The organism is Actinoplanes sp. CA-015351 (genome assembly GCF_050955685.1).
Classification (GTDB): Bacteria; Actinomycetota; Actinomycetes; order Mycobacteriales; family Micromonosporaceae; genus Actinoplanes.
The window spans coordinates 8,416,005-8,437,588 of sequence record NZ_CP192102.1 but is presented as its reverse complement, the minus strand read 5'-3'; the positions used below and the strand labels follow the sequence as shown (position 1 = coordinate 8,437,588).

Genomic DNA, 21,584 nt, shown 5'->3' with positions numbered 1-21,584 from the left:
TTAGTTGAGGCTTTGGTTGAGGCGCTAGTTGAGGCGGAACACCACCGCGTCGGTCAGGTCCTCGCGCTTGATGTTCAGCGAGTCCACCGGGATGTCGCCGGCACGTTCCCACGACGTGCCGGCCACCTGATCGCGCAGCAGCAGCACGGTGCCGACACCGATCGACCGAAGGTATTCGATGCTGGCGGCGTCCGGGAACGACGCCACACGGCTGCGTAGCTCGCTCTGCCGGGCAGCGGCGAACGTGCCGCCACCGTTCGCGATCGCCTGGAATTCCGAGGTCGACCAGAGCTGCACGGTCTGATCGGAGAGCTCGGCCGTCGGCAGCACCAGCATCGGGCCGGCGACGGTACGCATCGCCGCAGGCTGATCCGGGACCACCGGATGCGCCGTGCTGTTCCACCCTTCCAGGGCGACCAGGATCAGCGGTGTGAGCATGGCGAGGCGCAGCCACGGTCCGGGCCACGCCGGCACCCGCTGCGCGGCCAGATGCTCGGCTCGGCGGACGAAGTCGTCGACCGCGCCGGCCGCGAGGATCGCCAGCAGCAACGTCACCCAGAGCGTCAGCCGGCCGGGAATGCGCTGGTCGAACGAGGCGCCGTAGTGGCCGAAGAGCGGCAGGTAGGTGAAGCGCCCGCCGAGGTAGTTCGTGCCCATGGTCAGCACCACCGCGAACGTGATGGCGACCATGAGCACCATCCGGTGCCGCAGCCGCCAGATCGAGAACCCGAGGCCGGCGAGGGCGAGCGCGTAGAGCACGAAGCCGGGTAGCAGCGACATTTCGGCGGCCCAGCCCAGCGAGGCGCGCGGGACCTCGTGCGCGGCACCCCAGATCCGCGACTCGGCCGGCCCGATCAGCAGGCTGCGCAGCGGCGGCGAGAAGAACTCGATCTCATCGGTACGGGTCGGGCTGTCCGCGACCCGGGTGTACGGCACGGCGATGAGCAGCGCGACCCCGGCGAAGATCAGGGCGCCGAGCGTGTCGGTGATCGCCAGCCGCCAGCCGAGCAGCGGCACCGGTGGCTTGCGCAGGAACCGGGCCAGCGCGCGGAACTCAGGTTTCCGGACCCGGCGGGCGAGCGATCCGATCACCAGGACGATCAAAATCAAACCCAGGACGTACGCGAACGGGATGCCCAGTGCGAACCCGAGGCTGATCTGCCAGGCCGCGACCAGCCACCCGGCGGCCGCCCACCCGGCGTGCCGACGAGACGGGCGCAGGCCGTACCGCATCGACCAGCCGTGGCCCCGGGCCAGCATGGCCAGGGCCAACGGGATGCCGCCCGCCGAAATGATGTCGAGGTGGCCCTCCTGCGCCAGCCGCCACGGCGCGTACGCGAACGCCATCGCGGCGACGGCCGCACCGATCGGCCGGGAACCGAGCTGACGAACCAGCGCGTACGCCCCGAAGACGAGCAGCGCGTGTGCCGCGATGAACAGCAGGTTGTAGAGCAGGACCGCGGTGACCGGCCCGGTGCCGAGCATCGCGAGCGGCGCGTAACCGAGCAGGCTGTCGCCGAACGCGTAGCTGTCGGTCAGCGGGAAGTACGCGTTCGCATGCCACAACAGTTTCGGATCGGTGATCAGGATGTGCCCGGCCCAGGCGAGCTGCCAGGCCTGACGAGAGGGATCGCCGAGGTCCTGCGGCAGGGTGTGCAGCGGGTAGCGAATGGCCGGCCAGGTCATCAGGACGGCGATCACCACACTTGCGTACGCGGCCAGGGCGTACTCGTGGATGAAGGTGCGGCCGGTGGCGGCCAGGCCGCGGCGGATCCGGCCGGGTGGCTGCTCGGGGGTGGTCGCGAAGACGGTCCACGGGTCGGGCGGGGCGCCGGGCGGGCGGGCCGAGGGCAGGGGTGTGCGCTCAGGCTCCGCTTTCGGGCTTTCCGGTTTAGAGCTTTCCGCCGGTTTGCGCTGCTCCGGGATCTTCGGCGCGGCCTCGGCTTTTACCTCAGGTTTCGCCCCGGCCTTTACCTCGGCTTTCGCCTCAGGTTTTGCCTCAGGTTTTGTCCCGGACTTTCCGAGCAATGGCCTGAGCCAGCGCCGGGGCTTGACCGCCGCCCCGGCGTTTGGTTGCTGCTGCTCGGTCATGACCCTCCAGTGCCGCGGTGCCTGTCAGCCGCCCGCCCGCTCGCGCAGAAGGGCGATGTCGGCGGACTGACCATCCGCTCCGCCCGGGGTCTCCACGATCGCCGGAGCACCAGCGGCGCGGATCGCGGCCACCACCAACTCGGGGTCGATCTTCCCACTCCCGAGGTTGTCGTGACGGTCCTGGCCCGAGTCGAATCCACCCTTTGAATCGTTTGCATGGATCAGATCGATGCGGCCAGTGATGGCCTTGAGCCGGTCGACGATGCCGGTCAGGTCCTCTCCACCGGCGAAGGCGTGGCAGGTGTCCAGGCAGAAGCCGGCGCCGAACTCGCCGACCGCGTCCCAGAGGCGGGCCAGGTCGTCGAAGCGGCGGGCACACGCGTTGTCGCCGCCCGCGGTGTTCTCGATCAGGATCGGGAGGGGGAGGCCGCCGTCCTTTTCCGCGTACTCGAAGGCCTTGCGCCAATTCGCGAAGCCGTCGGCGAGGTCGGCGCCCGAGCCGACGTGGCCGCCGTGCACGATCAGGCCTTTTGCCCCGATCTCAGCGGCCGCCTTGGCGTGCGCGACGAGCAGTTTGCGGCTGGGGATGCGGATCCGATTGTTCGGCGAGGCGACGTTCACGATGTACGGCGCGTGGACGTAGACATCCACCTCGGAGGCTCGCAGCTGCTCTGCGTCCTCGCGTGGTTTGGGGGATTTGTAACCCTGCGGGTCGGTGAGGAAGAACTGCACCGCGTCGGCGCCGCGAGCGGCGGCCTCGACCAGCGGTTCGGCGGAATCGACGTGGGCTCCGATGCGCATGGGTCGAGCGTACGACGAGGGTCCGACGCTTTCCTCTTGCGTCACGCGGTCGTTCCGTCCTCGTTGTCCGTATTGGTTACGTTTTGACTTGATACCGGCGTGTCCGGTGGCGAACTTGGGGAGTGGTGCATGTCGCGGCGAGTTCGATACCGGGTGGCGGCAGTGTTTCTATGCGGGCTGATCTTCGGCGCGCCACTGCTCGCCAGCGGGACGGCGCGCGCCGAGCAGCTCGACTCGAACGATCGCCGGGTGAGCTTCAACGGTGACGGGGTGCTCGGCCTGACCTGCGAGTCGAAGCCGAGCGTCGAGTCGATGAAGGTTCCCGCCGACAGCGTCATCCAGGTGCGAAATCGGACCGGCCACGATGCGCGGCTCAAGCTCGGCAACGTCGAGAAGGGCACGATTCCGGAGGACGGCTCAGCTGATCTGGTGTTCCGTCGCGGCACCACGTCGGTGATGCTCACGCCGGAGTGTGATCACGGCGAGGATGTCGTCCCGATGATCGTCACGGCCGAACCCTCGGCCACGTCTGGCCGGCCGAACCTGAGTCCTCGGCCACAGGGTGGCGCTGCCACGCTTTCCAAGCCGTCCGGGTCGGGCTCGCCTGCGCGTACCCATGCCGGCTCTTCCAAATCGGTCGCGGCCGCGAAGCGTCCGGACTCCTCGCGTACCGATTCACGCTGGACCGCAACCGATCGTCCCCCAGCCTCGGCGAGCAGCGCGGCCTCCGCCGCGGCCATGCCGCAGGGCGCCGTCAGCCAGCGTCTGCGAGCAAAACCAGTCAGGGGTACGGGCGGAGTAGGCGCACCCGCATTCGCCGGTATGCCGCCCGGCAAGCCGATGTCCAAGAAGACGGCCCCGGCCACCGATTCGGTCATCCCCTCGATCTCCGACGACTTCGCCGTACCGGTGCTGGACGCCGAGGAACCGTCGGCCGTTGCGGCGACGGATCCGGTAGCCGCGGTCGGGCCGATTCGCGAGGGCAAGCCGATCGGGCTGCTCGGGATGACCGCGCTGGTCTGCGTCCTCGGCGTCTCTATCGCTGCAATTCGGGCAATCGTGTCACAACGTGCATCTCGTACGAATGTGGCGTAAGCTCTCTCCTGAAAGCTCCGCGGGGCGGACGCGTCCAACCTCATCGGTGTGGTCGTTCCTCCCCAGGTCCCACCCAACGAATCGGACCGGACGCCCCGCGGCTTCATGAAGCGATGACCTCGTCACCTGACGGGGTCATCGTTTTTTGGGCTAAAGGCCTTGGCTGGGTATGCTGGCTCGGTTCGCAGTGTGTTCGCCGTGGGCGCTCGATACCCACGGCTTTCGTCTGCGTGCGACACAAGACCTCCTGCCACGGAGAGACCGTGGCCGTATAGCCCACAGGAGGTGAATGTCTTGCGTCATTACGAACTCATGGTGATCCTCGATCCTTCGCTCGAGGAGCGCACCGTCGCACCGTCGCTCGACCAGTACCTGAACGTCATCAGGACCGCGGGTGGCTCGGTGGAGAAGCTCGACGTCTGGGGCCGTCGCCGGCTCTCGTTCGAGATCAACAAGAAGGCCGAGGGCATCTACGCCGTCGTCGACCTTCAGGCGACCCCTGAGGCCGTCGCCGAGCTGGACCGTCAGCTCCGGCTGAACGAGTCCATCCTCCGTACCAAGGTCATCCGTCCCGAGACCCGCTGAGGCGTTTTTGTCAGGGGGTCCTGAGACCCTTTGCCTCTAACGACTGAAAGCGGCGAGGAGAAGTCATGGCAGGAGAAACCACCATCACGGTCGTCGGGAACCTTACCGACGACCCTGAGCTGCGCTTCACCCCTTCGGGTGCGGCAGTCGCCAAGTTCCGCATCGCTTCCACGCCGCGGACCTTGGACCGGCAGTCGGGCGAATGGAAAGACGGCGAGCCACTCTTCCTCGCGTGCAACATCTGGCGTGACGCTGCTGAGCACGTCGCCGAGTCGCTGCAGCGTGGCGCTCGGGTGATCGTGCAGGGCCGCCTGCGCCAGAGGTCGTATGAGACGCGTGAGGGCGAGAAGCGCACCGTCTATGAGCTCGAGGTCGACGAGATCGGCCCGTCTCTGCGCTACGCCACGGCGAAAGTGCAGAAGGCAAGCCGGTCCGGCGGCGGCGGGGGCGGCGGCTTCGGCGCCTCCGGTGGTGGCAACCGGCAGCCCAGTGGAAACAACGGCGGAGGCGGCGGCGGAAACCGCGACTTCGACGACCCCTGGGCCACGGCTGCACCTGCCGCCTCCACTGGTGGTGGCGGCCGCTCCGGCGGCGGCAACTCCTCGTTCGACGATGAGCCTCCCTTCTAAGCCCTCGGGCTTTCTTGAGTTCAGGAGTAAGAGCAATGGCTAAGGCTGCTGCGCTTCGCAAGCCGAAGAAGAAGGTGAACCCGCTCGACAAGGACGGGATCACCTACATCGACTACAAGGACACCGCGCTTCTGCGGAAGTTCATCTCCGACCGCGGCAAGATTCGTGCCCGCCGCGTCACCGGTGTGACCTCCCAGCAGCAGCGGCAGATCGCCCGCGCGGTCAAGAACGCCCGCGAGATGGCGCTCCTGCCGTACACGGCCACGGCGCGCTGAGAGAGGACACCCAGATGAAGATCATCCTCACTCAGGAAGTGTCCGGTCTCGGCACGCCCGGCGACATCGTCGAGGTGAAGAACGGCTACGGCCGTAACTACCTCCTGCCGCAGGGCTTCGCCATCCAGTGGACCAAGGGCGCTGAGAAGCAGGTCGTGGTCATCAAGCGGGCCCGCGAGGCTCGTGAGATCCGTGACCTGGGCCAGGCGACCGAGGTCAAGGGCCAGCTGTCCGGCCTCAAGGTCACGCTGAACGCGCGCTCCGGCAACGGTGGCCGCCTGTTCGGCTCGATCACCCCGGCCGAGATCGTCGACGCGGTCAAGGCCGCCGGCGGTCCGGCTCTGGACCGTCGTCGTCTCGAGCTCCCGGGTCACATCAAGACCACGGGCTCGTACAACGTGTCGGTCAAGCTGCACCCCGAGGTGACCGCGACGTTCCCGGTGAACGTCGTCGCCGCCAAGTAATCAGGCTGCATCAGAGAGCGCGCTGGGCTTCGGCTTGGCGCGCTTTTTGCTGTCCATGCGGATGCGGTGATGGGTGTGGTTGCGCGGGTAAAGCCGGTGGTGAGGGTGCGGTGGCGCCCAAGGATTCGCGATCTTGGCGCGTCGGGTCGTTCGGGTTTCGCCATTTGTGGTCCGATGGCGGGTTCGGGGTGTTGTGGCGGCGTGGCGGCGTGGCGGCGTGGCGGCGTGGCGGCGTGGCGGCGTGGGCGGTTTCTCGGTGTGAGGTGCCGGGTGCTGCTCGGAGATCTTGTGCGGTTTGGCCGGCTGATCGACCACGAGTGCACGAGTTTGCGGGACGGGCGTCCGTGGCATGTCGGTTTCGGGTACGCGGAGCTTCAGAGGTTCGCCGTGGTGAACACAGTTCCGCCGTGGTGAACGCGGTGTCTCACGGTTCGACGTGGTGAAGGCGTTGCTTTACGGATCTTGTGGAGTTCGGCGAGCCGTTTGCGCGTAACTCCGCAAGATCGGCTAGGCCTGTTCGATCTTGTGGAGTTGTGTGGAGACGTCTGCGGGGAAGTCCACAAGATCCAGGCCGAGCGGTGCCGAGCGGTGCCGAGCGGTGCCGAGCGGTGCAGGGCGGGGGGAGCGGTGCCGGCGGCGGGCTTGCCGGGATCGGCCACCACCGGGGTCGCGGTGGTGGGTGCGGTTAGCTGAGGCTGTTGCCGGTGATGGCGGAGCTCAGGACGGTGGCTATGCCGCCGCCCACCACTGCGGCGGCCAGGCCGATGCTTGCGGCTTTCCAGGCGGTTGTGGCTTTGCGCAGGCCGACTGCCACGAGCACGCTGATGAACAGCGAGATCGCGAACTCGGGTGCCGCGTTCGCCAGGGTGTCCAGGGCGTGGCTGCGCTGCCCGCTGTTGAGCAGGAACATGCCGCCTACAAACAGGACCACGGGTACGCCGTACCAGACCACCGTGTAACCGACGGCGGCCAGTGGACCGCCGGCTGCCTCTTCGTCTTCTTCGTCGTCGTCCGGGTCGAGCAGGTCGGTGCTGCGGCTCGCGACGAGACCGCTCGTCATCGGGCGCCGCTCATAGGAGCCGGTGCCCTGGAACGCGCCCGTGCTGCGGCGCGGCGGCCACGAGGTGTCGAGTTCGTCCTCGGCTACCGCCCCGGCGGGGTTACCTGCCGTCGCCCAGCTCGCTGCGCCGCCGGCGGTCGCTGGAGCCGTTCGCGCTGCGCCGGCCGTAGCCGGTGCCATTCGTGTCGTGCCGGGCGCCGTCGCCGTTCGTGCTATGCCAGGCGCTGCCGCCGGCGTTCGTGCTATGCCAGGCGCTGCCGCCGGCGTTCGTGCTGTGCCGGGCGCTGCTGTCGGTCGTGCCGGGCCGGTTGCCAGTGCTGCCGGATTTGTCGGGATTGCGCCTGGCGGGGCACCGTCCGGGACAGTCGAGATGACGGACGTGGCACTCAGGGCCAGATTCGCCGCTCCGTCGACCGTTGCGGACCCACTGGGCCGAAAGGGGGGAAAGTCCGACGTGTCATATCGCCGGGATTCACCCTCGGCAACGTCGCTCTGAGGTGCTAACGACTGGCGCCAGTCGGTCTCACCACCCTCACCGGCGCCGTCGCGATAGTCAGCAGTCCGGCGACCGCCAGCGGCACGTTCGGCCGCGAGCCAGTCGGCGGTTTCACCGGCTTCGCCGTACCCGTTGCCGGGCGGCGGCTCGGCGACCGGGCCGCGCGGGTTCCACGGGTCGGCGGAGCCGTATCCCGGAACGCTCGCCCGTCGCGGCGGGTTGCTCAGAGGGTCCGGCCAAGCGCCGGCGGGCAGCTCCCGCGAGGGGCCGGGCGTGCCGTAAGCCGGCTTCCGCCCTTCGTCCCACGGCTCCCGCGCGGGTTCCTGCGTCGGCTGCTGCCAGGAGGAAGGGCCGGCGGGCAGCGCGCGGGCCGCGCCGTAGCCAGGTCGCGCCGGCTCGTCGCGGGGTGCTCCGTATCCGGGGCGTCCCGGGTTGTCGCGGGGGGCGTCGTTCCAGCGGTTGCCGGCCTGGGGTTCGCGCCCGGGGGGCAGCTCACGGCCCGGGGGGAGTTCGCGGCCTGGTGGAAGCGCGAGGGGGGCGTTGTAGGTCGGCCGCGCGGCCTGCTCGGAACTGCGCTCACCCTGCCAGGAGGGTCCACCGGCTCTGCGGTCGTCCTGCCATGACGGGCCGTCGCCACGGTCGTCTTGCCACGAAGGGCTGCCGCCAGTTCCTCGGCCTGAATCCTGCCAGGAGGGTGCGCTCGGGCCGCGTTCCTGCCAGGAGGGGCCGGGGCCTCGGGGTTCGTCGCGGGAAGGTTCCTGCCAGGAAGAGCCCGGGCGGCGGGGTTCGTCGCGGGGAGGTTCTTGCCAGGAAGAGCCGCCGCGGGACCCGTCGCGGCCGGCGTCCTGCCAGGAGGGGCGTCCGCCGTTGTCCCGGACGTCGCCCGAGGCGTCCTGCCACGAGGGGCGGGCACCACGGGTGTCGCCGGACGTCTCCTGCCATGACTGGCGGGTGCCGCGGGTGTCGCCGGAGGTGTCCTGCCACGAGGGCCGGCCGCCGGCAGCGCCGCGCACATCGCCTGAGGTGTCCTGCCAAGAAGGGCGTCCGCCCGCGTCGCGCTCGGACAGGCCGCGCTGGTCGTCTCGCCAGCTAGGGGCCGCGCTGGGGCCGCGCTGATCGTCCTGCACGCTGGGGCCGCGTCGGTCGTCCTGCCAGCTGGGGTTCGGGCCGGGGCCGCGCTGGTCGCCGCGGGTCGAGCCGGGCCGGCCGGTGGCGGAGTCGGACCAGGATGCGCCGCTGCCGCCGTCCTGCCAGGCGGGGGCGCTCGCGGGGCGTGCCGGGTCGTTGCGGGTGCCGTCGCGCCAGGCGGGGCCGCTTACCGGCCGGGCCGGGTCGGTACGCGAAGTGTCCTGCCACGAAGGAGCGGACGCCGCGCCACGTGTGTCGTCACGGGCCGAGTCACGCCAGCCGGGAGTGCCACGCGTGTCGTCGGGCCGGGCCGGGCCGCGCGAGGTGTCCTGCCATGAGGCTCCGCTGGACGGTCCGCCCAGATCGGGCCGGGCCAGATCTGGGCGGGTGCCGTCGCGCCAGGCGGGGCCGCTCACCGGACGGGCAGTGTCCGGGCGAGCAGCGTCTGGGCGGGCAGCGTCTGGGCGGGTGGTGCCGGGCCAGGCGCGGTCGGGGGCCGACGGCTCGCGGGAGGTGTCCCAGCGGTCGTCCTGGCGGCCCTGGCCGGTCGGGCGCTGATCGGTCGGGCGCTGATCGGTCGGGCGCTGATCGGTCGGGCGCTGGTCGATGGGGCGCTGGTCGATGGGGCGCAGCGGGGCGCTGGGCAGTGCCCACTGTGGTGACTGGTCGCCGTAGGGGCGGCGCTGCTGCTCCGGGATGGGTTGCTGCGAGCCGCCGGCGGGTAGTTCGCGGCGTGGGGGCAGCGGGCCGGGGCGTTCGGCGTCGCGGCGGATCTGCCAGGGCTCCGTGCCAGGGTCGGGTTCCTGGGCCCGGCGACGGCCGCCGCCGGGCGGAGTCGCCGCATAGCCATCGGCGCCTCGTTCCTCGCGGCCCCGACGCTCGTCAGCCGGGAACCCGCCGGACCGGAACTGGCCGGAATCCCCGGACCGGAACTGGCCGGTGTCACCAGGGCGGATTTGTCCGCTATCGCCTGGGCGGACGCGGCTGCTGTCGTCGCCGCGGAATTGGCCTGTGTCGCCGGGCCGGAGGCGGCCGCTGTCGTCGCGGCGCAGCTGGCCCGTGTCTCCCGGGCGGAGCCGACCGTTGTCATCACGGCGGAACTGGCCGGTGTCGCCGGGGCGCAAGCGGCCACTGTCATCGCGGCGGAGCTGGCCCGTGTCACTGGGACGGAGCTGGCCCGTGTCGTAACCACCCGGCGCCGACCCACCCGGCATGGAACTACCCGGCATGGAACTACCCGGCATGGAAGCGCCAGGTGCGGAGGCGCCGGTCCACGGGGCGCTGCCGGGAGCTGCGCCGTTCGAGGCGGGAAGTGCGCTTCGCGGGCGGCTGCTCGGCATGCCGCTTCGCGGGGCCGGCAGCATCGCGGTGCCGCGTGAGCCGGTCTGTGGCGGGTCGACGGGCACGGAACTGGTCGGCCACGCCGCGTCCGGAGAAGGCACCCCGCTGCTCGGTAGCGGACCCCCCGGAACGCCGCCACGCGGGTTACCAGCCCCCCGGCCAGAACCACGCGAGCGCCCATCACCAGGGCCACCAGAACGCGCGCCACCAACGCCGCCGGGACCACCAGCACCAATAGAGCCACCAACGCCGCCAGGAGCACCAACGCCGCCAGGAGCACCAGCGCCACCAGCGCCGCCGGCGCCGCTGAAGTCGTCGCGGCGGGAGCGTCTGCCGGTGCGGGTGGGCAGGGACTCGTCCGGGGCCTCGTCGCCCTTCACCGACTCGCGGCGGGCCGCCTCGGCGCGCCAGGCGAGCACGCGCGGGTCGTCCTCGGCGCGGCTCCACTGGCCGGTGTCCGGGTCGCGGGTCCAGTTGCTGGTGTCCGGCTCGGCGCTCCAGGAAGAGGTGTCCTCACGCCAGTCGCCGCCGCCCTTGTTGTAGCGGCGCGGCTGTCCACCCTTGGTGGAGGGTTCAGCACCCCAGGCGGGGATACTGCCGGTGTCCGTGTGGCTTTCCCAGGTGTCCGATTCTGATCCTGTTGACCAGCCGGTGCCGCCGGAGGGCGCCGAGTCGGGTTCGGGGGCGCGGCGGCGGCCTCGTCGCGGCGGCTCGTCCCGGGACGCCGAATCGCGCCGCCAAGCAGCCCGATCGTCCTCACGAACCAGGTGCTGCGCGTCCTCGACGGGTGACGTCTGCCAGCCGGGAGCGTCGGTGCGCTCCCAGCGGGCCAGGCCGGTCGTGTTCTCGCCCGGGCCGGGCTGTTGCTGCTCGGGTACGCGGTTGTCCCACGACCCACTGGAGCGCTGCCACGAGGGAGCCGAAGAAGAAGAGGCCGGCTGCTGCCACGAGGGAGCCGAAGAAGAGGCCGGCTGCTGCCACGAGGGAGCCGAAGAAGAGGCCGGCTGCTGCCACGACGGGGTGGAGGTGGACGGCTGCTGCCACGATGGTGTCTGTTCGACCGGCGTGGTGGCCCGGCGTTGCCAGGAGGCGGGGCTGTCGCCGCTGCTCTCCTCCTGCGCGGGTGTGGGCCAGGCAGTGCCGGAGATGGCGGGTTGCTCGTTGGCCCGGGCGAGTTCTTCGTCGGACTCCCAGGCCTCGGTGGTGGATCGCCACACGTGGGAGCCGGTTGACGAGCGCCACTCGGTGGTCTGTCGCCAGCGTGCGCCAGTGGCCCGCCACTCGGCCGTCTCGGTGCGCCAGCCGGTGCCGTCGGCGGGAAGGGCGGTACGCCCCGTGGAGGCAACATCGGACCAGCGGTTATCGGCCGGTTCCACAGCGTGACCGCCACCGCCGTCGTAAACCTCGACGTCGGCGTTCTGCGCCCAGGCGTCAGCCCGGCGCTGCCACGTGAGCGCCTCGTCACTCGGCGCCATGCTGCCGGTGTCAGTGAGCGAGGCCCATCTGGGTTCCGGATCAGGTTCCGGTTCCCGGGTGGGCCAAGCCTCCGCAGCGCGCCTCTCGCGCGACATGCGGGCGCCGTAGTCCCACTCCCGTTGGTCCACGTGCAAAGGGTGACGTGCTCAGGACGGAACCGCAACGCCTCAGCGCGACGGTTTGCTCACCCGAGACGGTATTTCCCCTGATCCGGAACCTTTTCTGCCCTCCACAGGTGGGGATGACAAAACTCCTGCTAGGGCGAGGGGTGCCGCTCACATCCCCAAGAGTTGTCCACATGCTGTGCACAGGCAAAAGGCAGATGTCCACAGGTTGTCCCGAGGTTGTCCCGAGGCTCGTCCACCGACGTAGTTGGGCAGGTGGGGGCCGGATTCGTACAGTGGTCCAGCCCCGGGTGCCGTTTTTGATCGGAGACTTTCTCTGAACTCGGCCCGAGGTTCAGCCGAAAGTGTCGTACCCAGGTTGTTCGATCGTGACAAGCGGGCGTGACAAGTGGGTGTGACAACCAGGCATTGCCAGCGGAAGGAGTCTCCGGGTGTCGATCACCGATGACGCAAGGCCGGAGTCTCGTCCACCGTCGCAAGCCGGCGGGGGTTCGGGGGGCAAGGGCGGCAACGGCTCGGGCGGTGGTGGCGGCGGCGGCGGTTACGACAAGGCTCCACCGCAGGATGTCGCGGCCGAGCAGGGCGTGCTGGGCGGCATGCTGCTCTCCAAGGACGCGATCGCTGATGTCGTCGAGATCCTCAAGACCACCGACTTCTACCGTCCGGTGCACTCGACGATCTACGACGTCGTCCTTGATCTTTACGGGCGGGGTGAGCCCGCCGACGCCCTGACCGTGTCGGCGGCCCTGGCGGACTCCGGCGACCTCGGGCGGATCGGCGGGGTGCCCTACCTGCACACGCTGATCGAGAGCGTGCCGACCGCGGCCAACGCCGCCTATTACGCCCGCATCGTCTCGGAGCGCGCGATCCTGCGCCGCCTGGTCGAGGCCGGTACGAAGATCGTGCAGCTCGGTTACGGCACCGGTGGCAACGGTGGCCGCGACGTCGACGACATCGTCGACCTGGCCCAGCAGGCCATCTACGACGTCACCGAGAAACGCGTCAGCGAGGACTTCGCGGCCCTCGGCGACATGCTCCAGCCCACCCTCGACGAGATCGAGGCGGTCGGCGCGTCCGGCGGCATGATGACCGGCGTCCCGACCGGCTTCCAGGACCTCGACCGTCTACTGAACGGTCTGCATGCCGGCCAGCTGATCATCGTGGCCGGCCGTCCCGGTCTCGGTAAGTCGACGGCGAGCATGGACTTCGCCCGCAACGCGGCGATCCAGCACGGCCACGCCAGCGCCATCTTCTCGCTCGAAATGAGCAAGATCGAGATGGTGATGCGTCTGCTCTCCGCCGAGGCTCGGGTGCCGCTGCACAACCTGAGGTCGGGGCAGCTCTCCGACGACGACTGGACGAAACTGGCTCGCCGGATGGGCGAGATCAGTCAGGCGCCGATCTTCGTGGACGACACGCCCAACATGAACCTCATGGAGATCCGAGCGAAAGCGCGGCGACTCAAGCAGCGCCACAACCTGCGCCTGCTCGTCATCGACTATCTCCAGCTGATGTCCTCACCGAAAAAGACCGAGAGCCGTCAGCAGGAGGTCTCGGAGCTCTCCCGTGGCCTGAAACTGCTGGCCAAGGAGATCGAGTGCCCGGTGATCGCGGTGAGCCAGCTGAACCGTGGTCCCGAGCAGCGGACCGACAAGCGGCCGCAGCTGTCCGACCTGCGTGAGTCCGGCTCGATCGAGCAGGACGCCGACGTCGTGATCCTGCTGCACCGCGACGACTACTACGACAAGGAGTCACCGCGAGCCGGCGAGGCCGACTTCATCGTGGCCAAGCACCGTAACGGCCCGACGGACACGGTCACCGTGGCGGCGCAGCTGCACCTGTCGCGGTTCGTGGACATGGCCATCTAAAGCAGCCACCTAAAGCAGCCATCTGAGGCAGCCATCTAAAGCAGCCATCTGAGGCAGCCATCTAAAGCAGCCATCTGAACCACATAGCTGTTCAAAACGACAAGACCCGGGTCGCGGCGCAGACGCCGCGGCCCCCACCCGGGGCGAACGTCGTCAGGCTTCGGTCTCGGCCGGCCGGTGGTTTGTCACCAGGTTCTCGATCTGGTCGTACTTGTCGGCCGAGGCGTTCTGCACGGTCTGGACGATCACACGGGCCAGCGTGTTGGCGTCCCATTCCCGGTACGCGTCCGGGTTCAGCGTCAGATTGATGAGGCGGCCGTCGGCGTCCACAGTGGCGCGAACAGCGCCGTCCTCGGACTCGGAACTCACCTGCATCGTGGCGATGCTGCGTTGCAGTTCGTCCACTCCGGAGCGTAATTCTTCGTATCGTCCGTACACGTCTTCGAGGTCGGTCCGCAGGGTTTCAGTCACGGTTCTTCCTCCGTTCACCGCAAGAGGGGGCGACGTGACAATACCCAAGATCCGCGACGTTGCGTATTTCTGTAACTTCGTAACGCACACGAAAAGAGAGCCTTATCGAAATAGTTCGCTCTTAAGTGACGGGCCGACTCCGCTTGGTGGTCACCGACAGTGATCAATGGCACCGCGAATGCCAAAAAAGGAATAGGCGTCATCACTCAGCGTGGACGCGCCGGAGAGCCCTCATGTGGGGACCGGGAACAGAATTTCCCAAAGCGTGGACAGGGCAAAAAGCAAGGGCCGACCCAGCCACGACCCGGAAACAGGTCGCGGCCCGATCGGCCCTGACGAACGACGAACCTGACGGCTCAGTCGAACAGGTTGTGGAGGAAACTCCGGCGCCGGTAGTGCCCGTGGTGCTGCTGACGGTAGTGCCCGTGGTGGCCGTAGGCGGCCGGGCGACCGTACGCCGGAGCGGGCGGCGGGTAACCCGGAGCGCCGTAAGCCGGCGGGGGCGGCGGAGGCGGCGGGTAACCGGGCTGGTGGCTCTGGTGATGCGGAGCCGGCGCCTGGGGCGGCGGAGCTTGCCCCGGGCCTGCCGGCCGGGCGTTGAACGACGCCTCGGCGGCGAAGAGCTTCTCAAGCTCGCCGCGGTCCAGGAAGATCCCGCGGCACTCGCCGCACTGGTCGATCGTCACGCCGCTGCGCTCGTAGACCCGCATCTCGCCATGACACTTGGGACAGGTCATCATTTCATTGACGGTACAAGGCTGTGTCATCCGATGCAGCCGTTGTACCTGTGTCTTGGCTGTGTCCGGCCCCGGACAGCACAGGGCCTGGCAAACAAGAAACCCACGTCAGCAACGCCGCCGGGTACAGGACGTACCCGAAACGGGTGGTCGGCATCAGCAGGATCGCGGCGAGCAGCCCCCAGCCGCAGAACAACGCCGCCGCGGCGGCCGTTCGCGGCGGCCGCCGGATCAGCCGCAGTCCGATGCCCGCAGCCGCCGTGACCAGCAGGGCCATGGCGATGTAACGCCCGCCGGGCTGGATCTGCGAGATCAGATAACCGGGGAACGGCGACTGCGCCGGACTGGTGACCAGGCCGTGCCCGAGCGGGAACCGCAGCACGTTCTCGATCAGCGAGTCCGCGTTCACCAGCAGCGGCGGGATCAGCGCCAGCAGCGGCAGACCGATCGCGGCCGGCAGGAACCGGCGCCAATGACCGGTCACCACGGCCAGCACCGCCAGCACGGCGACCACCGGCAGGGCGAAGAGCTTGCAGGCGGCGGCCGCTCCCACCGCGACGCCCGACCAGCCGAACCGGCCGGTCGCGGCCAGGGCCAGCGCGAGCAGGCAGAGGGCCAGGACCGGAATGTCGTCGCCACCGGTCGCCAGGGTCAGCGCGGTCACCGGGAGGACGGTGGCCGCCTGGATCGCGCGTACCCGATGGGGGTGGGAACGCAGAAGGGTGACGGCCGCGGCGAGCGCGGCCACCGTCAAGATCGCGAACCAGATCCGCGCGTCGGTCCACCAATGATCACCGGCAATGGCCCGCGGAAGACCGAAAATGGACATGCCGGGCTGGTAGGGCCGATAACCGAGCAGACGTTCGTCGAGCGGGAGCGCGGCGATCTCGGCGCGGCTCAGAAAGGGCGTGCCGGTGTGCACCAGCGACTCGCCCATGTGCTCGACGACCACCACCTCTTCCTGCGCGCGATCGGTGCGCCCGCCGGCTCGCTGCACCGCCTGAATGATCATCGGTAACAGCGCGACAGCGGCCCAGGTCGCCCACGCGACGACCGCACGGCCCGCGGAAAAATCCAGACCGGACCGAGACCCTTGGGTACGCCGAAAGAGCTGCACCACCACAACCAGAGCAGCCGCCCCGTAACCCCACGCCGCCACCGAGCCCCACGCGCGATGCGGGAGCAACGTCGAGGTGAGCGCGGTGATCAGTGCGAACGCGGCGGACAACACGTAGAGCACGAGGTCGGCAACGAGCCCACCGCCAGCCCGGTCCACACGTCTGAGCAGGCCGGTCGTTTTGGGCAGGTCGGTCACGCGGGCAAGTGTGGCAGAGACGATCTCCCGGTGCCGCCTGCTCGGCGCACCGGCATCCGCACCACGGCGCCGGCGTCGTGCAGGGCCGCCGCGAGCACACCGGGACGGCCACCGGACCCGCGTTGCAGCGCCGCGAGGAAGCGGGCCGCCGAGTACGGCCGGGCGAAGAGGTGGCCCTGCCCGGCGAGGCAGCCCAGTTCCCAGAGGGCGCGACGCTGCGGTTCGCTCTCCACCCCCTCGGCCACGACCGTGAGGTGCAGGTTGCGCGCCAGGTCGACGGTGGTCCGGATGACCGCTGACGCTTCCGCCGACGTCTCCACGGCCGCCACGAACTCGCGGTCGATCTTGAGTTGGTGCACCGGGATCCGGGAGAGCACCGAGAGCGACGAGACGCCGGTGCCGAAGTCGTCGATCGCCAGCCGGACGCCGGCGTTGCGCAACTCGGCCAGCGCGCGTTCGACCACGTCGAGCTGGCTGATGGTGAGTGTCTCGGCGAGTTCCAGGGTGAGCCTGTTGGCCGGTACGTCGTGGCGGGCCAGCCGGGCCAGCACGGTGGCCGGGAATTTCGGGTCGAGCAGGCTGCGCGGCGACACGTTCACCGCCACCGGAAGGTCGAAGCCGGCCTCCCGCCAGGTCTGCATGGCGATCAGTGACTGCTCCAGCACCGCGTCGGCGAACGCGGGCAGCTGACCGGAGCGTTCCACCGTTTCCAGGAACTGGACCGGGGTGAGGCTGCCCTGCGCCGGGTGCCGCCAGCGGGCCAGCGCCTCGGCGGAGACGACCTCGCCGCTGCCCAGGTCGACGATCGGCTGGAACTCGACGGCGAACTCGTGCTCGGCGACGGCTCGCCGCAGGTCGCCGGTGAGCATGAGCCGTTCCAGATCGGCGGTGTCCCGGGCATGCACGTAGATGGCAGTCGGCTCACCGGTGCGTTTCGCCTGGTACATCGCGATGTCGGCGCGGCGCATCAGCTCCTCGACACCGCCGCTGCCGGCCGCCAGGGCGATGCCGCCGGCAGCGTCCACTGTGATCTGCATGCCCTCGACCTCGATGCTGGCGTCCAGCGACGTGAGCATCGAGGTGGCGCGGTGGGTGGCCAGCGCCGGTGTCGGCAGGCCGGTCATCAGCACCGCGAACTCGTCACCGCCGAGCCGGGCCACCAGGTCACCCTCGGCGGCCGCGTCGCTGAGCCGGCCGGCGACCTCGCGCAGGACGTCGTCGCCGGCGGCGTGCCCGAGGGTGTCGTTCACTTCTTTGAAGTGGTTCAGGTCGATCAGCAGCAGCGCGAAGAGGCCGGCTTGATCGGTGCTCTGGTAGAGGTCACCGGCGTGCTCGTAGAGCCGGCGCCGGTTCGCCAAGCCGGTGAGCGGGTCGTGGGTGGCGGCGTACTCGTTCTCCGCGGCGATCCGGGCGAGCTCCGCGTACGCCTGAGCGTTGCGGATGGCGGTGCAGACCGCGGAGGCGAAAGTGCGCAGTTTGTACTGCTCGACCTCGGTGAGGCGGACCGCGCCGCCGAAGCCGAGCCGCAGGACGCCGACACGCATGCCACCGTCGTGCGCGACCAGGTCGACCGATTTCTCGTCCCGCTGCGGCGGCGCCGTGAGCAGCGGTCCGTCGGTGAGCACGTGTGACTCGGTGGCGCGCACGGTGCGCCGGGCGCCGCCTGCGGTCACGTCGATCGTGGCCTCGGCCGCTGAGAAGATCTGCGCCGCACGGGTGGTCGCCGCGTGCAGCACCTGCGTGAGGTCGACCGCGTTCAGCTCGTCGGTCGCTTTCGCCAGACGCTGCCACGACTCGCGTTCCTCGCGGGTGCGGGCGCTGCGGGACTGCCAGAGGTGCATGCAAGCCACAACGAGTGGGACGACCAGCAGGAGCAGCATGTTCGCCTCGGCGGCGAGCAGACCGGCCACCAGGAGGCTGGCGGCGAGCTGGCCGAGGAAGCCGAGGAGCTTGCGCTTGCTGTTCTTCAGCGCGGCGAGCCGGACGCTCGTCTGCGTGTTCACCGCCATGACCGGCACGAAGACGACGTTGTCGACAAGGGTGAACGCGGCCAGGGCGGCCACGATGGCGAGTGGCGCGAAGGACGGTTCGAGCATGTCCGGCCGGACGCCCGCCACCAGGAAGACCAGGCCGGCCGCGCTCGCGGTCAGCGCTTCCTTGGCGGCCGCGAACACCGTCTTGAGGGAACCCTGACGGGCGAAGATCTTGAGGGCCGTGACGCCGGCGACCGAGCAGAGGACCACCCACGGTGCCGGGAACAGGACCAGGCCGACCAGGACCGGGACCTCGCCCCAGGTCGTGCCGTCCAAGCTGGACCGGATGCGGACTGAGACCTTGAGCCGGTTGGCGGCCACCACCGCCACGCTGAGCAGGGCCAACGCCCACGGCGCCGGAAGCGGCCCGGGGTTGTGCAGAAGGTAGAGCACCCAGCCGGCCGTCGTGATCAACGCCGCAACGACGACGAGACCGATGAGCAGCCGTAGCCGCCGATCGGTCGCGTCGTCGTTAGTGCTGGTCTCAGTCATGTCGCCTCGTTGCCGAGCGCAATCGCCTCGTCGCTCCAGGCCATCAGGCTATTCATGCACGCCTTGTCGCGCACTGCCGTCCTCAGCTCCAGTCGTTGCTGCCGCGCATGGCTTTCTCCTCATTTTGGGCGGGCGCCGCCGGAAAGGTGCTCCGGTGACGGGGATCTGGCACTTGTCTGTCGCGACAGGACAGAACTTAGGGTCCTGAGCATGTCGGTTTCAAGTGGATCGTGTAACTATGCGCAGAATGCGAGAATAGATCGCAACTTCGTCACCGACAGTTTCGGAATGGCGACTCAATGCAATGACAATCGCATTCCGAAATTCATTTTCGTCCGTGTCCGCGCCCGCCCTGACCAGTGCCGGAAGCATGACCTCCCGGTATGGACAAAGTGTGAAGCCAATACGGCAGTGATGCGAACGCGATGACCGCCGGCGCTCTATAAGCTCCCGGTATGCCCCAGGAATTCCAGCTGACTCATGTCGACGAGACCGGCGCTGCCCGGATGGTCGACGTGTCGGCCAAGGCGGTCAGCAACCGCCGTGCCGTCGCCGCAGGCCGGGTTCGCACCACGGCCGAGGTGATCGACCTGTTGCGCCGCGACGGCCTGCCCAAGGGAGACGCCCTCGCGGTGGCCCGCCTCGCGGGCATCATGGGCGCCAAGCGCACCCCGGATCTGATCCCGCTGTGTCACCCGATCGGACTGCACGGTGTCACCGTGGAGTTGACACCGGGTGACACCACAGTGGAGATCACCGCGACCACGAAGACCGCCGACCGCACCGGCGTCGAGATGGAAGCACTCACCGCGGTCGCCACGGCCGGCCTCGCGATGATCGACATGATCAAGGCGGTGGACCCGGCCGCGAGCCTCGAGGCCGTCCGCGTCCTGCGCAAAGAGGGCGGCAAGACCGGAGATTGGGTACGCCCGGAGGACCGCCCGTGAGAGCGCGGGTGATCGTCGCCTCGAACCGCGCGGCGGCCGGCGTCTACGCCGACACCAGCGGCCCGCGCCTCGTCAGCGGATTACGCGAGCTCGGCTGCGAGGTTGATGACCCGGTGGTCGTGCCGGACGGCGACCCGGTCACCGAGGCGCTGAAAGCCGCCCTCGACGAGGGGTTCGACGTGGTGCTGACCAGCGGCGGCACCGGCGTGACCCCGACCGACCGCACGCCGGAGGCGACCCGGGGACTGCTCGACTTCGAGATCCCGGGCATCGCCGAGGCGGTTCGCGCGTACAGCCGGGATCGGGTGCCGGCGGCGGCGCTCTCCCGTGGCCTCGCCGGTGTGGCCGGCCGCACCCTGATCGTCAACCTGCCCGGATCGACGGGCGGGGCCAAGGACGGGCTGGCCGTGCTCGGGCCGATCCTGAAACACACCGTCGACCAGATCCGCGGCGGAGATCATTGATGTCTCGGCGATAGGCTCACGGGGTGACCGACACGACCGGTGTGACCGAGGGCCCAGTCGACTGGGAGCAGGCGCGGGCTCTGGCATATGCGGCGGGCCTGGCAGCGGCCGGTGACGCCGAGCGGATCCCGCTCGCCGCCGCGGACGGCCGGACCCTCGCCGAGCCGCTGCGAGCGCTCACCGACCTGCCCGCGTTCCCCACCTCCAGCATCGACGGCTGGGCGGTGCGCGGCCCCGGGCCGTGGCTTCCCGAGGGCCGGGTGCTGGCCGGCGGCACACCGCTGCCGCTGCGCAGCGACGGCGCCTGCGTCGAGATCGCCACCGGCGCGATGGTGCCGGAGGGCGCGACCGCTCTGGTCCGGATTGAGGACTCGACGACCGGTGCGGACGGCCGGGTCTCCGGTGAGCCGCGCCGGGGCCAGATCCCGGACTGGCGTCTGCCGGGCGAGGAAGCGAGCCGTGGCGAGGAGCTGCTGGCGGCCGGGACAGCTGTCGACCCGGCGGTCATCGGAGTCGCGGCCACCTGCGGTTACCAGGACCTCGCGGTCTATCCGGAGCCGCGCGCCGCGATGCTGGTCTTCGGCGACGAGCTGCTGACCGAGGGCCCACCCGGCGCCGGCCGGGTCCGTGACTCGCTCGGCCCGCAGGTCCCCGGCTGGCTGCGCCGTTACGGCGCGACCGTCACCGGCGTGACCGGGCCGGTCAAGGACACCCTGTCCGCTCATCTCGATGCGATCCGGGCCGGGCTCGACGAGGCCGACCTGATCTGCACCACCGGCGGCACCATGCACGGCCCGGTCGACCACCTGCACCCCGCACTGGCCGAGCTCGGTGCGGAGTACATCGTGAACACGGTGGCGGTCCGCCCCGGGTTCCCGATGCTGCTGGCCCGGGTGCCCGGCGACCGTCCGCGGTTCCTCGCCGGCCTGCCCGGCAATCCGCAGTCCGCGGTGATCGCCCTGGTCACGCTCGTCGCGCCGCTGCTGGCCGGTCTGCGTGGCCGTCCGTTGCCGCCGCTGCCGCAGGTCGAGGCCGGCACTGCCGTGCCCGGCCGGGGCGGTTTCACCCACTTGGCTCTGGCCGCGCTCGATCCGGCCGGGCGCACCGCGACACCGGTCGGGCACGTCGGCTCCGCGATGCTGCGCGGCCTGGCCAACTCGCACGGGTTCGTCGTGGTCCGCCCCGAAACTCAGGCGCAGGCCGGCGACCTGGTGCCCTTCCTGCCCCTTCCACTGCTGCCCGGGGAGCGCTGAGTGACTGTCATGGCTGGCGTGGTGACACACGCCGAGGTTGTCGACGAACCGCTGGATCTGGCCGCGCACGAGGCCGCGGTGGCCGACGTGCGGGCCGGTGCGGTGGTCTCCTTCCAGGGCGTGGTGCGCGACCACGACCACGGGCGAGGCGTGACCCTGCTGGAATACGAGGGCCACCCGACCGCCGCCGCGATCCTCCGGGAGGTGGCCGACGAGATCGCCGCCGACCCGGCGGTTTACGCGGTGGCCGTCTCACACCGGGTCGGCACCCTGAAGATCGGCGACGTTGCGCTTGTCGCCGCGGTCAGCACCGCCCACCGGGCGGCCGCGTTCGAGGCGTGCGCGCGGCTCGTGGACGAGGCGAAAGCCCGGCTGCCGATCTGGAAGCGCCAGGTCTTCCAGGACGGCACCGAGGAGTGGGTGAACTGCCCCTAGACC

Annotated in this window: 17 protein-coding genes; 10 read left to right on the top strand and 7 right to left on the bottom strand. The window is 69.8% G+C overall.

Annotated elements, in window-relative coordinates; genetic code table 11:
• Positions 1-24: 24 nt before the first annotated feature.
• Together ACQP2E_RS38390 and ACQP2E_RS38385 are read right to left on the bottom strand one after the other, a co-directional pair.
• On the bottom strand, positions 25-2,091 hold the full coding sequence (locus ACQP2E_RS38390; protein ID WP_433827823.1) for a hypothetical protein: 2,067 nt from the start codon (positions 2,089-2,091) through the stop codon (positions 25-27).
• Positions 2,092-2,115: 24 nt separating this feature from the next.
• Complete coding sequence (locus ACQP2E_RS38385; RefSeq protein ID WP_433827822.1) at positions 2,116-2,892, bottom strand: deoxyribonuclease IV; 777 nt, start codon at positions 2,890-2,892, stop codon at positions 2,116-2,118.
• A gap of 129 nt (positions 2,893-3,021) precedes the next feature.
• On the opposite strand from ACQP2E_RS38385, the gene ACQP2E_RS38380 reads away from it, so the two are divergent.
• The 5 genes from ACQP2E_RS38380 to rplI all read left to right on the top strand — a co-directional run bounded on the left by ACQP2E_RS38380 (position 3,022) and on the right by rplI (position 5,940).
• Positions 3,022-3,987: a hypothetical protein gene (locus ACQP2E_RS38380; protein WP_433827821.1), complete on the top strand. Its 966-nt coding sequence runs from the start codon at positions 3,022-3,024 to the stop codon at positions 3,985-3,987.
• Between the two features lie 294 nt (positions 3,988-4,281).
• On the top strand, positions 4,282-4,572 hold the full coding sequence (rpsF, locus tag ACQP2E_RS38375; protein WP_014448192.1) for a 30S ribosomal protein S6: 291 nt from the start codon (positions 4,282-4,284) through the stop codon (positions 4,570-4,572).
• 65 nt (positions 4,573-4,637) lie between these two features.
• On the top strand, positions 4,638-5,201 hold the full coding sequence (locus ACQP2E_RS38370) for a single-stranded DNA-binding protein (RefSeq protein WP_433827820.1): 564 nt from the start codon (positions 4,638-4,640) through the stop codon (positions 5,199-5,201).
• A 35-nt stretch (positions 5,202-5,236) separates the two neighbouring features.
• Entirely contained in the window at positions 5,237-5,476 is a 240-nt protein-coding gene (gene rpsR, locus ACQP2E_RS38365; protein WP_007073789.1) for a 30S ribosomal protein S18, read from the top strand.
• A 14-nt stretch (positions 5,477-5,490) separates the two neighbouring features.
• Positions 5,491-5,940: a 50S ribosomal protein L9 gene (gene rplI, locus ACQP2E_RS38360; protein ID WP_111650989.1), complete on the top strand. Its 450-nt coding sequence runs from the start codon at positions 5,491-5,493 to the stop codon at positions 5,938-5,940.
• A gap of 685 nt (positions 5,941-6,625) precedes the next feature.
• Here the strand turns inward: rplI and ACQP2E_RS38355 are convergent.
• The gene (locus ACQP2E_RS38355; protein WP_433827819.1) at positions 6,626-11,440 is read right to left on the bottom strand and encodes a hypothetical protein; all 4,815 of its coding nucleotides are present in this window, start codon (positions 11,438-11,440) and stop codon (positions 6,626-6,628) included.
• Between the two features lie 557 nt (positions 11,441-11,997).
• Here ACQP2E_RS38355 and dnaB point away from each other — a divergent pair.
• Positions 11,998-13,434 carry a replicative DNA helicase gene (dnaB, locus tag ACQP2E_RS38350; protein ID WP_433827818.1) on the top strand — a complete coding sequence of 479 codons (1,437 nt, stop codon included), beginning with the start codon at positions 11,998-12,000 and terminating at the stop codon, positions 13,432-13,434.
• 153 nt (positions 13,435-13,587) lie between these two features.
• On the opposite strand, the gene ACQP2E_RS38345 is transcribed toward dnaB, so the two are convergent.
• The 4 genes from ACQP2E_RS38345 to ACQP2E_RS38330 form a co-directional block, all read right to left on the bottom strand.
• A complete protein-coding gene (locus ACQP2E_RS38345) occupies positions 13,588-13,905 on the bottom strand; it encodes a YbaB/EbfC family nucleoid-associated protein (protein ID WP_433827817.1) in 318 nt (105 codons plus the stop codon).
• 356 nt (positions 13,906-14,261) lie between these two features.
• Positions 14,262-14,645: a zf-TFIIB domain-containing protein gene (locus ACQP2E_RS38340; protein WP_433827816.1), complete on the bottom strand. Its 384-nt coding sequence runs from the start codon at positions 14,643-14,645 to the stop codon at positions 14,262-14,264.
• Position 14,646: 1 nt separating this feature from the next.
• Positions 14,647-15,948, bottom strand: coding sequence for a glycosyltransferase 87 family protein (locus ACQP2E_RS38335; protein WP_433834258.1), 1,302 nt, complete (start codon positions 15,946-15,948; stop codon positions 14,647-14,649).
• A 5-nt stretch (positions 15,949-15,953) separates the two neighbouring features.
• Entirely contained in the window at positions 15,954-18,482 is a 2,529-nt protein-coding gene (locus tag ACQP2E_RS38330; protein ID WP_433827815.1) for a putative bifunctional diguanylate cyclase/phosphodiesterase, read from the bottom strand.
• A gap of 455 nt (positions 18,483-18,937) precedes the next feature.
• Here ACQP2E_RS38330 and moaC point away from each other — a divergent pair, with 455 nt between their 5' ends.
• From moaC to ACQP2E_RS38310, 4 genes are read left to right on the top strand one after another with little or no spacing between them, the layout of a single operon-like run.
• Positions 18,938-19,429, top strand: a complete 492-nt coding sequence (gene moaC / locus ACQP2E_RS38325) for a cyclic pyranopterin monophosphate synthase MoaC (protein WP_433827814.1) — start codon at positions 18,938-18,940, stop codon at positions 19,427-19,429.
• Positions 19,402-19,893: a MogA/MoaB family molybdenum cofactor biosynthesis protein gene (locus ACQP2E_RS38320; protein ID WP_433827813.1), complete on the top strand. Its 492-nt coding sequence runs from the start codon at positions 19,402-19,404 to the stop codon at positions 19,891-19,893. The genes moaC and ACQP2E_RS38320 overlap by 28 nt, the downstream gene beginning before the upstream one ends.
• 23 nt (positions 19,894-19,916) lie before the next feature.
• A complete protein-coding gene (locus ACQP2E_RS38315) occupies positions 19,917-21,146 on the top strand; it encodes a molybdopterin molybdotransferase MoeA (protein WP_433827812.1) in 1,230 nt (409 codons plus the stop codon).
• Between the two features lie 9 nt (positions 21,147-21,155).
• Positions 21,156-21,581 carry a molybdenum cofactor biosynthesis protein MoaE gene (locus ACQP2E_RS38310; RefSeq protein WP_433834256.1) on the top strand — a complete coding sequence of 142 codons (426 nt, stop codon included), beginning with the start codon at positions 21,156-21,158 and terminating at the stop codon, positions 21,579-21,581.
• The last annotated feature ends 3 nt before the right edge of the window (positions 21,582-21,584 follow it).

Coding starts and splice junctions, on each gene's coding strand:
- ACQP2E_RS38390 (WP_433827823.1), bottom strand. CDS start 2,091: ATGACCGAGCAGCAGCAACCAAACGCCGGGGCGGCGGTCAAGCCCCGG.
- ACQP2E_RS38385 (WP_433827822.1), bottom strand. CDS start 2,892: ATGCGCATCGGAGCCCACGTCGATTCCGCCGAACCGCTGGTCGAGGCC.
- ACQP2E_RS38380 (WP_433827821.1), top strand. CDS start 3,022: ATGTCGCGGCGAGTTCGATACCGGGTGGCGGCAGTGTTTCTATGCGGG.
- ACQP2E_RS38370 (WP_433827820.1), top strand. CDS start 4,638: ATGGCAGGAGAAACCACCATCACGGTCGTCGGGAACCTTACCGACGAC.
- rpsR (WP_007073789.1), top strand. CDS start 5,237: ATGGCTAAGGCTGCTGCGCTTCGCAAGCCGAAGAAGAAGGTGAACCCG.
- rplI (WP_111650989.1), top strand. CDS start 5,491: ATGAAGATCATCCTCACTCAGGAAGTGTCCGGTCTCGGCACGCCCGGC.
- ACQP2E_RS38355 (WP_433827819.1), bottom strand. CDS start 11,440: ATGGCGCCGAGTGACGAGGCGCTCACGTGGCAGCGCCGGGCTGACGCC.
- ACQP2E_RS38340 (WP_433827816.1), bottom strand. CDS start 14,645: ATGATGACCTGTCCCAAGTGTCATGGCGAGATGCGGGTCTACGAGCGC.
- ACQP2E_RS38330 (WP_433827815.1), bottom strand. CDS start 18,482: ATGACTGAGACCAGCACTAACGACGACGCGACCGATCGGCGGCTACGG.
- moaC (WP_433827814.1), top strand. CDS start 18,938: ATGCCCCAGGAATTCCAGCTGACTCATGTCGACGAGACCGGCGCTGCC.
- ACQP2E_RS38310 (WP_433834256.1), top strand. CDS start 21,156: ATGGCTGGCGTGGTGACACACGCCGAGGTTGTCGACGAACCGCTGGAT.